This is a genomic window from Pseudomonas sp. FW300-N1A1 (genome assembly GCF_058789115.1).
On sequence record NZ_JBYTBK010000027.1, the window covers coordinates 58354 to 70828 of the forward strand.

Annotated in this window: 15 protein-coding genes; 7 read left to right on the top strand and 8 right to left on the bottom strand. The window is 60.0% G+C overall.

Going from position 1 to position 12475, the window contains the following annotated elements; translation table 11 throughout:
* Window positions 1-20: 20 nt before the first annotated feature.
* A complete protein-coding gene (cysS, locus tag AC3WQN_RS18035) occupies window positions 21-1403 on the top strand; it encodes a cysteine--tRNA ligase (protein ID WP_007970481.1) in 1383 nt (460 codons plus the stop codon).
* Between the two features lie 71 nt (window positions 1404-1474).
* On the opposite strand, the gene AC3WQN_RS18040 is transcribed toward cysS, so the two are convergent.
* The 3 genes from AC3WQN_RS18040 to AC3WQN_RS18050 form a co-directional block, all read right to left on the bottom strand.
* The gene (locus tag AC3WQN_RS18040; RefSeq protein ID WP_095146908.1) at window positions 1475-1852 is read right to left on the bottom strand and encodes a type II toxin-antitoxin system VapC family toxin; all 378 of its coding nucleotides are present in this window, start codon (window positions 1850-1852) and stop codon (window positions 1475-1477) included.
* Window positions 1849-2088, bottom strand: a complete 240-nt coding sequence (locus AC3WQN_RS18045) for a type II toxin-antitoxin system Phd/YefM family antitoxin (protein ID WP_095146909.1) — start codon at window positions 2086-2088, stop codon at window positions 1849-1851. The genes AC3WQN_RS18040 and AC3WQN_RS18045 overlap by 4 nt, the downstream gene beginning before the upstream one ends.
* Before the next feature lie 79 nt (window positions 2089-2167).
* Window positions 2168-4003, bottom strand: coding sequence for a sigma-54-dependent Fis family transcriptional regulator (locus AC3WQN_RS18050; RefSeq protein WP_103401780.1), 1836 nt, complete (start codon window positions 4001-4003; stop codon window positions 2168-2170).
* A gap of 304 nt (window positions 4004-4307) precedes the next feature.
* Here AC3WQN_RS18050 and AC3WQN_RS18055 point away from each other — a divergent pair, with 304 nt between their 5' ends.
* Genes AC3WQN_RS18055 through AC3WQN_RS18080 form a run of 6 tightly spaced genes read left to right on the top strand, consistent with a single transcriptional unit; the run spans window position 4308 to window position 10243 of the window.
* Window positions 4308-5402: an ABC transporter ATP-binding protein gene (locus AC3WQN_RS18055; RefSeq protein ID WP_103401781.1), complete on the top strand. Its 1095-nt coding sequence runs from the start codon at window positions 4308-4310 to the stop codon at window positions 5400-5402.
* A complete protein-coding gene (locus AC3WQN_RS18060) occupies window positions 5402-6499 on the top strand; it encodes an ABC transporter ATP-binding protein (RefSeq protein WP_103401782.1) in 1098 nt (365 codons plus the stop codon). The genes AC3WQN_RS18055 and AC3WQN_RS18060 overlap by 1 nt, the downstream gene beginning before the upstream one ends.
* On the top strand, window positions 6496-7362 hold the full coding sequence (locus AC3WQN_RS18065; RefSeq protein WP_095083197.1) for a carbohydrate ABC transporter permease: 867 nt from the start codon (window positions 6496-6498) through the stop codon (window positions 7360-7362). The genes AC3WQN_RS18060 and AC3WQN_RS18065 overlap by 4 nt, the downstream gene beginning before the upstream one ends.
* 8 nt (window positions 7363-7370) lie before the next feature.
* Window positions 7371-8171 (top strand): carbohydrate ABC transporter permease, encoded by an 801-nt coding sequence (locus tag AC3WQN_RS18070; protein ID WP_095146913.1) that lies wholly within the window; start codon window positions 7371-7373, stop codon window positions 8169-8171.
* Between the two features lie 10 nt (window positions 8172-8181).
* The gene (locus tag AC3WQN_RS18075) at window positions 8182-8454 is read left to right on the top strand and encodes a DUF2160 domain-containing protein (protein WP_095083200.1); all 273 of its coding nucleotides are present in this window, start codon (window positions 8182-8184) and stop codon (window positions 8452-8454) included.
* 46 nt (window positions 8455-8500) lie between these two features.
* Window positions 8501-10243: an ABC transporter substrate-binding protein gene (locus tag AC3WQN_RS18080; RefSeq protein WP_095083202.1), complete on the top strand. Its 1743-nt coding sequence runs from the start codon at window positions 8501-8503 to the stop codon at window positions 10241-10243.
* A gap of 65 nt (window positions 10244-10308) precedes the next feature.
* Here AC3WQN_RS18080 and AC3WQN_RS18085 read toward each other — a convergent pair whose 3' ends face one another.
* From AC3WQN_RS18085 to AC3WQN_RS18105, 5 genes are all read right to left on the bottom strand, one after another.
* On the bottom strand, window positions 10309-10503 hold the full coding sequence (locus AC3WQN_RS18085) for a hypothetical protein (RefSeq protein ID WP_146038391.1): 195 nt from the start codon (window positions 10501-10503) through the stop codon (window positions 10309-10311).
* Window positions 10500-11111 carry a hypothetical protein gene (locus tag AC3WQN_RS18090; protein WP_103401784.1) on the bottom strand — a complete coding sequence of 204 codons (612 nt, stop codon included), beginning with the start codon at window positions 11109-11111 and terminating at the stop codon, window positions 10500-10502. The genes AC3WQN_RS18085 and AC3WQN_RS18090 overlap by 4 nt, the downstream gene beginning before the upstream one ends.
* Window positions 11108-11251, bottom strand: a complete 144-nt coding sequence (locus AC3WQN_RS18095) for a hypothetical protein (protein WP_492606948.1) — start codon at window positions 11249-11251, stop codon at window positions 11108-11110. Before AC3WQN_RS18095 ends, AC3WQN_RS18090 begins: the two co-directional genes overlap by 4 nt.
* Before the next feature lie 47 nt (window positions 11252-11298).
* Window positions 11299-11910, bottom strand: coding sequence for a hypothetical protein (locus tag AC3WQN_RS18100; protein WP_492589214.1), 612 nt, complete (start codon window positions 11908-11910; stop codon window positions 11299-11301).
* The coding region (locus AC3WQN_RS18105) for a DUF2515 family protein (protein ID WP_371918540.1) at window positions 11907-12475 on the bottom strand (569 nt) is incomplete at its 5' end. The genes AC3WQN_RS18100 and AC3WQN_RS18105, both read right to left, overlap by 4 nt.

Sequence of the window (12475 nt, forward strand, 5' to 3'; positions counted from 1 at the left end):
TTTAGCGTCAAGGAATTAACGTGCTTACGATCTACAACACGCTCACCAAGAGCAAAGAAGTCTTCAAGCCGCTGGATGGCAACAAGGTGCGCATGTACGTGTGCGGGATGACCGTGTACGACTACTGCCACCTGGGCCACGGCCGCAGCATGGTCGCGTTCGACCTGGTGACCCGCTGGTTGCGGTTCAGCGGTTACGACCTGACCTACGTGCGCAACATCACCGACATCGACGACAAGATCATCAACCGGGCCAATGAGAACGGCGAGTCGTTCGAAGCCTTGACCGAGCGCATGATCGCGGCGATGCACGAAGACGAAGCGCGCCTGAACATCAAGAAGCCGGACATGGAACCGCGTGCCACCGACCATATTCCTGGCATGCACGCGATGATCCAGACCTTGATCGACAAGGGCTATGCATACGCCCCGGGCAATGGCGACGTGTACTACCGCGTCGGCAAGTTCATGGGCTACGGCAAGCTGTCGCGCAAGAAGATCGAAGACCTGCGCATCGGCGCCCGCATCGAAGTCGACGAGTCCAAGCAGGACCCGCTGGACTTCGTGCTGTGGAAAGCCGCCAAGCCGGGCGAGCCGAGCTGGGAGTCGCCGTGGGGCGCCGGGCGTCCGGGCTGGCACATCGAGTGCTCGGTGATGTCCACCTGCTGCCTGGGCGAGACCTTCGACATTCATGGCGGCGGCAGCGACCTGGAGTTCCCGCACCACGAAAACGAAATCGCCCAGAGCGAAGCGGCCACCGGCAAGACCTACGCCAACGCGTGGATGCATTGCGGGATGATTCGCATCAATGGCGAGAAGATGTCCAAGTCCTTGAACAACTTCTTCACCATTCGTGACGTGCTGGACAAGTACCACCCGGAAGTCGTGCGTTACCTGCTGGTATCGAGCCACTACCGCAGCGCCATCAACTACTCGGAAGACAACCTCAAGGACGCCAAGGGCGCCCTGGAGCGTTTCTACCACGCGTTGAAAGGCCTGCCGAACGTGGCGCCGGCTGGCGGCGAAGCCTTTGTCGAGCGCTTCACCCAGGTGATGAACGACGACTTCGGCACCCCGGAAGCCTGCGCGGTGCTGTTCGAGATGGTGCGCGAGATCAACCGCCTGCGTGAGAGCGATCTGAACGCGGCGGCCGGTCTGGCGGCGCGCCTGAAGGAACTGGCCAGCGTGCTGGGCGTGTTGCAGCTCGAAGCCGATGACTTCCTGCAGGCCGGTGCCGAAGGGCGCGTGGACGCAGCCGAAGTCGAGGCGCTGATTGCTGCGCGCCTGGCGGCGCGTGCCGGTAAAGACTGGGCCGAATCCGACCGCATCCGCGACCAGCTCACCGCCATGGGCGTGGTGCTGGAAGACGGCAAGGGCGGCACGACCTGGCGTTTGGCTGACTGATTGCTGTATCGGCTACAGACAAAACCCGCCTTGTGCGGGTTTTTGTTTGTCTGCGGATCGGAGGACGTTGATTAAACCAGAATGGCCAGGGACGTGTACTTGGCAACCAAAGGGTCGGCAGTCAGCAGTCTCATGGGTTCGGTAATGGCCGTGGCGACGATCAACCGATCAAACGGGTCTCGATGGTGATGCTCAAGATCCTTCACCGCGATGGCGTGTTCCGAGGTGATCGGCAATTCGATGAAACCGCTTTGCGTGCAGTATTCGCGAATCTCTTCCAGATCGACATTCAGCTTACCCAGCCCGACCTTGATTGCCATTTCCCAAAAAGTCGCAGCGCTGACGTAGATCTCGGCAGCGCTCTCAATGAGTTTTCTGGCCTTGGCAGACAATTTGGGATCGTCACTTAACGTCCACAGCAAAATATGGGTGTCGAGCAGTACCCTCATTCGTGAGTACCCTCGAAGGCGTCCAGCATTTCGTTTGGCAATGGTGCATCAAAGTCGTCAGGCAGGACGAGTTTGCCTTTCATCGCACCGATTCGCCGCCCGGAGGGTTTTACGACCGGTACCAGGCGGGCGAGGGCCCGCCCATGTTTGGCGATGGTAATGACTTGTCCAGAGGCCGCGTCATCGACCAGTTTGGACAAGTTGTTTTTGGCTTCCCCAAGTGGAACGGTGATCATGATGTGCCTCCCATATTTTGGCTAAATATAGCCAAAATATGTCGTGGCAGCAAAGACGAGCAGACAGTAGGTCAAGTCTTCATGTGTCCAACTGCCGTAACCGCTTGTACAACGTATTGCGACTGACCCCCAACCGCCGCGCCAAGTGTGAAACATTCCCTCCCGCGGCCTGCAACTGACGCTGCAATTCTTCTGCATTATTCAAATCCACCGCCACCGGCTCGGCGACTTCCACCGGTTCCATCTCCAGATCGACAAAAAAATCATCCGGCAGATGCTCGGGCCGGATCGGCTGGTCCTCGGCCATGACCAGCGCCACCTGCATCACACTGCTGACCTGACGCAGGTTGCCCGGCCATGGATGGCGGGTGAGCAGGGCCATGACTTCGCTGCTCAGCCCAGCCCATTGTGTGGGCTCACGGTGTTGCTCCCACAAGCGCTTGAACAGCGCCTGCTTGTCGCTGCGTTCCCTGAGCGGCGGCAGCTCGAGGGTCAAGCCGCCGATGCGGTAGTACAGGTCCTCGCGAAAACGTCCAAGCTGAACCTGTTCACGCAATGAGCGGTTGGTGGCGGAAATGATCCGAATGTCGACTGAGAACAACTCGCTGCTGCCTACCGGTTGCACGCAGCGCTCCTGCAGCACCCGCAGCAGGCGGGCCTGGGTGGGCAGCGGCATGTCGCCGATCTCGTCGAGGAACAGCGTGCCTTTGTCTGCCTTGCGGATCAGTCCGATGCTGCCTTTCTGGTTGGCGCCGGTGAAGGCACCTTTCTCGTAGCCAAACAGCTCGGACTCCACCAGTTCGGCGGGGATCGCCGCACAATTGACGGCAATGAGTGGTTGTTTGTTGCGGGAGCTGGCCTGGTGCAGGGCTTTGACAAAGACTTCCTTGCCGACGCCGGTTTCCCCGTGGATCAACAGCGGAATGTCTTTTTCCAGCAAGCGCTCGGCCTGGCGCACGGCTTTTTCCACCCGGCTGTCACCAAAGTGCAGGGTGCCGAGGCTGATGGCCTCGGGGGCAGGGCCTGAGGGCTCGGCCAATACCCGCGCCTGGACCGGCCGCTGTTGCGGGCGCTTGAGCAGGCAATGAAAGCGGTTGCGCCCCGAGGCTTGCAGGGCGAAGGGCAGGCCGTCGGGTTGATTGAGCAGTTCCAGTAATGACACCTTGAACAGGCTGTCGATGCTGACCCGCGACAGGCTGACGCCCAGCAGGTTGTCGGCGCGCCGGTTGGCCGACATTACCTGGCCGCTCTCATCGAAGATCAACAACCCGGCCCATTGGCTGTCCAGGTTGTTCAGGCCGGTGTTGAACACCAGTTGAAAGTGTTCGCCCTTGAACAGGTTGAGGATCAGCCGGTTCTCCACGGTCTGGCTCATCATCCTGACCATGCCCAGGGTGTGGTCGGGCGGCAGGTAGCTGTCGCTGGACACGTCGAGCACGGCGATTACCCGGCGCTGGGCATCGAAGATCGGTGCGGCGGAGCCGGTCATGAAGCGGTTGGCCTTCAGAAAGTGCTCATCGTGGGCAATATGCACCGCCTGTTCGCACGCCAGCGCTGTGCCGATGGCGTTAGTGCCGCTGCATTGCTCTTGCCAGCTGGCGCCGGCGTTGAAGCCACGACTCAGGCGCGGATCGATAAAGCGTCGAGTGCCCCAGGAGGTCAGCACCTGGCCCTGATGGTCGGCGAGCATGATCAGGCAATTGGAATTGCTCAGGATGTTCTCGTAGTAGGGCAGCACTTCCTGGTGGGTGGTTTGCACCAGCGAATGCTGGCTTTCGAGCAGGCGTGCGATGCCGTCGGCAGGTAACTGGTCGAAGGCGGGAAGGCTCTGATGCTGCAGGCCGAACGCGCGGCAACGGGTCCAGGAGTCCTGGATGATGGCGTCGTGGGACAACGCGGGGGCAGGTGCGGCCATGGGCGGTCAGCCTCTGAATCACGCTTTTATTGTTGTTATGGGAGTGCATCGCGTCCGCTACGCCAATGGCTCGCGGGCGTCAGGCGTGGTCGAAAGCGTCCATACAGTGTTGTTCAGCATTGTTCATTGTCAATCGTGGAACTGTTCAATTGTTCAATCGTGGTTGTTCATTTCTGTTCAGTCGCGAACGCGGTGTTTTCCCTGAATTGCAGATTCTCAAGGCAGATCAATCGCTTGGGATTTGTGGCACGGATGTCGCTTTGGTGTAGCGGTCGCTGGACTCCAATAATAAAAAGGCCGAGCCATGTCACTCACGCTGGAGAACGTCAGCCGTACCGTCGAGGGCCAGGTCTGGATCGATGACGCGAACCTCAGTTTCGAGCCAGGATCCTTCAATGTCTTGCTGGGGCGCACGCTGTCCGGCAAGACCAGCCTGATGCGGCTGATGGCCGGGCTCGACAAGCCCGATCACGGGCGCATCCTGATGAACGGCGTGGACGTCACCCAGCGCCCGGTGCGCTTGCGCAACGTGTCGATGGTCTATCAGCAGTTCATCAACTACCCGACCATGACCGTGTTCGAGAACATCGCCTCGCCATTGCGCCAGGCGGGTGTATCGGCCGAACAGATCCAGAGCAAGGTGTACGAGACGGCCCGGATGCTGCGCATCGAGAAGTTCCTGCAACGCTATCCGCTGGAACTGTCCGGTGGGCAGCAGCAACGCACCGCCATGGCCCGGGCGCTGGTCAAGGATGCCGAATTGATCCTGTTCGACGAGCCGTTGGTCAACCTCGACTACAAGTTGCGCGAAGAACTGCGCCAGGAAATGCGCGAGTTGTTTCAGGCTCGCCACACCATCGCGGTCTACGCCACCACCGAACCCAACGAAGCCCTGGCCTTGGGCGGCACTACCACCATTGTTCACGAGGGGCGGGTGATTCAGAGCGGCAAGACCGCCGAGGTCTATCACCAACCGCAAACCGTGCTGGCGGCCGAGCTGTTTTCCGAGCCGCCGATCAACCTCATGCCCGGGCGCATTGCCGGCAATGAAGTCAGCTTCGCCAATTTCGTGCACTTCCCGCTGAACGTCGATTTGCGTCCGGTGGGCGAGGGCGAGTTCCGGTTTGGCGTGCGTCCCAGCCATATCTCGCTGGTGCCCGGCAATGATGACGACCTGGAGTTGGCGGTGACCGTCGAGGTGGCGGAAATCAGTGGTTCGGAAACCTTCCTGCACGTACGCAACGAGTATTTCCTGTTGGTCCTGCATTTGCCCGGGGTCCATGAGTACGACGTGGACGCACCGATTCGTATCTACATCCCGACCCACAAACTGTTTGTCTTCGATGAACAGGGGCGCCTGCTCCAGGCGCCCGGACGACGCGTATCGAGGGTTGCCTGATGGCCGAAATTCATTTGCAGAACCTCGCTCACAGCTACACCCGTACGCCCGTGGGACCTGAGGATTATGCGATTCGCGAGATGAACCATATCTGGGAGCAGGGGGGCGCCTATGCCTTGCTCGGCCCATCCGGTTGCGGCAAATCGACCTTGCTCAACATCATCTCCGGCCTGCTCAGCCCTTCCCAGGGCCAGGTGTTGTTCGACAACAAGGTGGTCAACCTGTTGACCCCCGAGAAGCGCAACATTGCCCAGGTTTTTCAGTTTCCGGTGGTCTACGACACCATGACGGTGTTCGACAACCTGGCCTTCCCGCTGCGCAACCAGGGCATGGCCGAGGCCAAGGTGCACAGCAAGGTCCAGGAAATCGCCGAGGTCCTCGACCTGCAGGCCTTGTTGGGCAGAAAGGCCCGCAACCTCACCGCCGACGAAAAGCAGAAAGTTTCCATGGGCCGTGGCCTGGTGCGCGATGACGTGTCGGCGATCCTGTTCGACGAGCCGCTGACGGTGATCGATCCACACCTGAAATGGAAGCTGCGGCGCAAGCTCAAGCAGATTCACGAGCAGTTCAACATCACCATGGTCTACGTCACCCACGATCAACTCGAAGCCTCCACATTCGCCGACAAGATCGCGGTGATGTACGGCGGGCAAATCGTCCAGTTCGGTACCCCGCGAGAGCTGTTCGAACGCCCGAGCCACACCTTTGTCGGCTATTTCATCGGCAGCCCGGGAATGAACCTCATCGAGGTCACCCCACGGGCCGGTGGCGTTGGTTTTGGCGGGACTGACCTGGCATTGTCCGAGGACCTGCAGCGGCGTATCGGCGAAACCGAGTGGAAAACCCTGAAAGTGGGGATTCGCCCGGAGTTCATCCACGTCTGGGACGAACCCTATGAAGAGGCGCTGCGGGCGACGGTGGTCCATGTCGAGGACCTGGGCACCTACAAGATCATGACGTTGAGCCTGGACGGCGTGCCGCTCAAGGTGCGCCTGGCTGAAGACAAGCCGGTGCCCCAAGGCGTGGCGTCCATCAGTTTTCCGGCGCAGTGGCTGATGGTCTACGCCGATGACTACCTGCTGGAGGTCCGGCCATGAACAAGGTGCAGAACAACAAGGCCTGGTGGCTGGTGCTGCCGGTGTTCCTGCTGGTGGCGTTCAGTGCGGTGGTGCCGATGATGACCGTGGTCAATTACTCGGTGCAGGACATTTTCGACCAGTCGAGCCGCTACTTCGTCGGTGCCGACTGGTACAGGCAGGTGCTGCTCGATCCGCGCCTGCATGACTCGTTGCTGCGCCAGTTCATCTATTCGGCCTGTGTGCTGTTGATCGAGATTCCCCTGGGCATCGGCATCGCCCTGACCATGCCGACCAAGGGGCGCTGGTCCTCGGTTGTGCTGATCATCCTGGCCATCCCGCTGCTGATCCCGTGGAACGTGGTCGGCACCATCTGGCAGATCTTCGGGCGTGCCGACATCGGCCTGCTTGGCTCGACCCTCAACGCCATGGGCATCAGCTACAACTACGCGGCCAACACCATGGACGCCTGGGTCACAGTGCTGGTGATGGACGTATGGCACTGGACTTCGCTGGTGGCGTTGCTGTGTTTCTCCGGCCTGCGGGCGATACCGGATGTGTACTACCAGGCCGCACGGATCGACCGGGCGTCGAGCTGGGCAGTGTTCCGGCACATCCAGTTGCCCAAGCTCAAGAGCGTGCTGCTGATCGCGGTGATGCTGCGGTTCATGGACAGTTTCATGATTTACACCGAGCCGTTCGTGCTCACGGGCGGCGGTCCGGGCAACGCCACCACCTTCCTCAGCCAGACCCTGACCCAGATGGCCATCGGCCAATTCGACCTGGGGCCGGCCGCCGCATTTTCGCTGGTGTACTTCCTGATCATCCTGTTGGTGTCCTGGCTGTTCTACACCGCCATGACCCACTCCGACGCCAACCGCTGAGGCCTGACATGAGCAAAACAAAGCTGGTGCCTCTGTTGATCTACATCCTGTTCCTGCTGGTGCCGATCTACTGGCTGCTGAACATGTCCTTCAAGAGCAATACCGAGATCCTCGGTGGCCTGACCCTGTTTCCCCAGGACTTCACCCTGGCCAACTACCGGGTGATCTTCACCGACCCCAGTTGGTACACCGGTTACCTGAACTCGCTGTATTACGTGAGCCTGAACACGGTGATCTCCCTGAGCGTGGCGCTGCCGGCCGCCTATGCGTTCTCGCGCTACCGGTTCCTCGGCGACAAGCACTTGTTCTTCTGGTTGCTGACCAACCGCATGGCGCCACCGGCGGTGTTTTTGCTGCCGTTCTTTCAGCTGTACTCCTCTATTGGCCTGTTCGACACCCACATCGCCGTGGCCCTGGCCCATTGCCTGTTCAACGTGCCACTGGCGGTGTGGATTCTCGAGGGCTTCATGTCCGGGGTGCCCAAGGAGATCGACGAAACCGCCTACATCGACGGCTACAGTTTTCCCAAGTTCTTCGTGAAGATTTTCATCCCACTGATCGGCTCGGGCATCGGTGTGACGGCGTTCTTCTGCTTCATGTTTTCCTGGGTCGAGCTGTTGCTGGCGCGCACCCTGACCTCGGTGAACGCCAAGCCCATCGCGGCGGTGATGACCCGTACCGTGTCCGCGTCGGGTATCGACTGGGGGGTACTCGCGGCGGCCGGCGTGCTGACGATCCTGCCGGGCATGCTGGTGATCTGGTTTGTCCGTAACCATGTGGCCAAGGGCTTTGCCCTGGGTCGGGTGTGAGGAGCTGATGATGGAATGGATGAACTGGACCCCGCCTACCGCAGCCTTTTTCGGCGTCATCGCCGTGTTGCTGGTGGGCATGACCACCTGGGAGTTGCGCTCGCCGAGTATTTCCCGGCGTGGCTTTTTACCGATCAGCACCACCCGTGGTGATCGGCTGTTTATCGGTCTTCTCGGCAGCGCCTACCTGCATTTGCTGGTGATCGGCGCTACCGGCTGGAGCATCTGGGTGGCCTTTGCGCTGTCCCTGGTGTGGCTGTTGGCTGTGATGCGCTGGGGCTAGTCGAGTCGCTCGGCAACCGTGCTCCGAAACCCAAACAGGAGGTCTTATGTTCGAGAAAAACAATAAGCTGCGACATAGCGTTTCATTGGCAGCCATGCTGGCGCTCAGCGGGTTGAGTGCCGCGGCCTGGGCCGATGCCTATGAAGACGCCGCGAAAAAGTGGATTGGCAGCGAATTCAAGCCATCCACCCTCACGGCCGAGCAGCAGTTGGAAGAGCTGAAGTGGTTCATCAAGGCGTCCGAGCCGTTTCGCGGGATGAAGATCAACGTGGTGTCGGAAACCATCGCCACCCATGAGTACGAGTCCAAGGTCCTGGCCAAGGCCTTCAGCGAAATCACCGGGATCAAGTTGACCCACGACCTGCTGCAGGAGGGCGACGTGGTGGAAAAACTGCAGACCCAGATGCAGTCGGACAAGAACATCTATGACGGCTGGGTCAACGACTCGGACCTGATCGGCACCCACTTTCGCTATGGCAAGACCCAGTCGATCACCGACCTGATGGCCAACGAAGGCAAGGACTACACCTTGCCAACCCTGGACATCCAGGACTTCATCGGCATTTCCTTCACCACTGCGCCAGACGGCAAGCTGTACCAGTTGCCCGACCAGCAGTTCGCCAACCTCTACTGGTTCCGCGCCGACTGGTTCGAGCGTCCGGACCTCAAGGCCAAATTCAAGGCGAAGTACGGCTATGAGTTGGGCGTGCCGGTGAACTGGTCGGCCTATGAGGACATTGCCCGGTTCTTTACCGAAGACGTCAAGGAAATCGACGGCAAGCGCGTCTACGGGCACATGGACTACGGCAAGAAAGACCCGTCCCTGGGCTGGCGCTTCACCGATGCCTGGTTCTCCATGGCCGGTGCCGGCGACAAGGGCATACCCAATGGCTTGCCAGTGGACGAGTGGGGGATTCGCGTCGAGGACTGCCATCCGGTCGGCTCCAGCGTGACCCGTGGCGGCGACACCAACGGCCCGGCGGCGGTCTATGCGACGCAGAAATACGTCGACTGGATGAAGGCCTACGCACCACCGGAGGCGGCCGGCATGACCTTCTCCGAATCCGGCCCGGTACCGTCCCAGGGCAACATCGCCCAGCAGATCTTCTGGTACACCGCGTTTACCGCCGACATGACCAAGCCGGGCCTGCCGGTGATGAATGCCGACGGCACACCGAAGTGGCGCATGGCACCGTCGCCCAAGGGCCCGTATTGGGAGGAGGGCATGAAGCTGGGGTATCAGGACGCGGGTTCCTGGACCTTCCTCAAGTCCACGCCGGAGAAGCAGAAGCTCGCGGCCTGGCTCTATGCACAGTTCGTGACCTCGAAAACCGTATCGCTGAAGAAAACCATCGTCGGCCTGACGCCAATCCGCGAGTCGGACATCAACTCCCAGGCCATGACCGACCTGGCGCCGAAACTCGGCGGCCTGGTGGAGTTCTACCGCAGCCCGGCCCGTGTGCAATGGACCCCGACCGGGACCAACGTGCCGGACTACCCGCGCCTGGCGCAGCTGTGGTGGAGTCATATTGCCGAAGCCGCCAGCGGCGAGAAAACCCCGCAACAGGCCCTCGATGGCCTGGCCAAGGACCAGGACGCCATCCTGGCCCGCCTTGAGCGCTCCAAAGTGCAACCGGTGTGCGGGCCGAAGCTCAACCCCGAGCGCGACGCGCAATACTGGTTCGACCAGCCGGGCGCACCGAAACCGAAACTGGCCAACGAAAAGCCCAAAGGCGAGACCGTGAGCTACAACGAGTTGCTGAAGTCGTGGGAGGCGGCGCGTAAGTAAGTGATGAGGTTGGGGGGGCGCAACGGCACCTGTGGGTGTCGTTGTGCTTTTCAAAAGCCTCAGGCTTATCGCAGGCCCCCACCTGCGGCGATGTCCTCAATCGACTGCTGAATTTGGTAGCGGTTACCGTCATGCAGCAGCTCGTCAAACGGTGCCGCGGCCTTGAGCACAAAAGGCATGCGCTGATGGAGGTCGGACAGGTTGGTCATGAGGCTGTTGTCCAAGCCAATGGCGTGTCCATCATCGAGGCGATGGGTCATGGCTTCACCCATGGCGTGGCAAGCTGCAGTTTGATGAGGTAACGCTCTTCAGTGGGGCGCTTGTAATCCCTGAAGCGATTGACCACCATCATCACTTGGAACTGATTGCCCGCTTGCCAGTAGGTTGTTCCCCCTTTACTTACGTCTCGCAATTGAGCTCGCCATTGCGGCGTGTCGGCGAACGGTGGAAAGTCATTGGCCCGGGTCGGTATCCAGCCAGCTTTGCGCCATTGCTCCTGCAAATCCAGCACGACCTTGAGCGTATCGTCGAGCAGCAGCGGCTCGATTTGCGGGGACATGCTGACACTGTTGACTAACTCATCATCAAAAGTAACCGTGAAAAACCGAGCCAGTGGTGTCACGAACCCATACATAGGGTCAATGAAGCGCAGGCGGGCATCCGATTTCGGCAATCGCCCCCAAAAGCGCCCGGCAATAGCCGGGTCAATCTCCGTACTGGAGCGCTGGCGCATGTCCTCCCAAGGCTCGCCGATCATCAGCGCGATTTCCTTTTCCGATTGCGCTGCAATCGCCGCCCATGCAATGCAGACAGCGACCGCGAGTGCAAACACACCACGTCGCCAACCGACACGTTGCGTCAGACTCATCGCACGCCCCCACCTGCGGCGATATCCCGAAGCGCCTGTTCGATCTGATAGCGGTTGCCGTCATGCAACAGCTCGTCAAACTGGGCCGCGGCCTTGAGCACAAAAGGCATGCGCTGATGGATGTCGGACAGGTTGGTCATGAGGTTGCTGTCCAAGCCAATGGCGTGTCCATCATCAGGGCGCAGGGTCAAGGCCTCCCCCACGGTGTGGCAAGCTGTAGAGTGATAAGGTAACGCTCCTCAGTGGGGCGCTTATAATCCCTGAAGCGATTGACCGCCAGCATCACTTGGTACTTGTCGCCTGCTCGCCAGTAAGCCGTACCGCCCTTGTTCACATCTCGCAATCGGGCGCGCCATTGGGGCGTATCGGCGAACGAAGGAAAGCTCTTGATCCGGATGGGCGTCCAGCCAGCTTTGCGCCATTGCTCCTGCAGCTCCAGCACGACCTTGAGCGTATCGTCGAGTAGCAGCGGCTCGATTTGCGGGGACATGCTGACACTGTTGACTAACTCATCATCAAAAGTAACCGTGAAAAACCGAGCCAGTGGGGTCTCGAACCCGTAGTGAGGGTCAATGAAGCGCAGGCGGGCATCCGATTTCGGCAATCGCCCCCAAAAGCGCCCGGCAATAGCCGGGTCAATCTCCGCACTGGAGCGCTGGCGCATGTCCTCCCAAGGCTCGCCTATCACCAATGCGATTTCCTTTTCTGATTGCACTTCAATCGCCACCCACATAATGCAGGCTGCGACCGCGAGTGCAATCACACCGCGTCGCCAACCCAGACGTTGCATCAGGCTCATCGCACGCCCGCACCTGCGGCGATATCCCGAAGCGCCTGTTCGATCTGATAGCGGTTGCTATCATGCAACAGCTCGTCAAACTGTGCCGCGGCCTTGAGCACAAAAGGCATGCGCTGATGGATGTCGGACAGGTCGGCTACGGGGTTATTGCTGAAGCCAATGGTGCGTTCGTCATTGACAGGTCGGCATTGGCTGGCCAGCGTCAGCTCAATGGCCTGAGCGACGCCGGATGGGAAGTTCGTGACATAAGAGAAGTGATTGCCGCGTAGCAGTGTTACCAATAGCTGGTCACTGTACATGGCAGGTTGCAAGATGTTCCGCTGTTCGTGCCAAGCCAGATGGTCAACACTTTTGGCGATGTTGCCAGCCTCAATGGCCTCAAAAGCTTGCAGAATTTCCTTGTAATCATGACCGAACTTTAGCGTCTCCTGCCCGACCGGCCATAGTACTGGGTACTGGTCATGCCCATAGATATTTTGGCGCAACTCCAGGCAGGTTTCGAGCGCCCCCAACCCCCGTTCCTTGTAGAAAACATGCAGCGGATAAACGTCCAGGAACAGCGTGG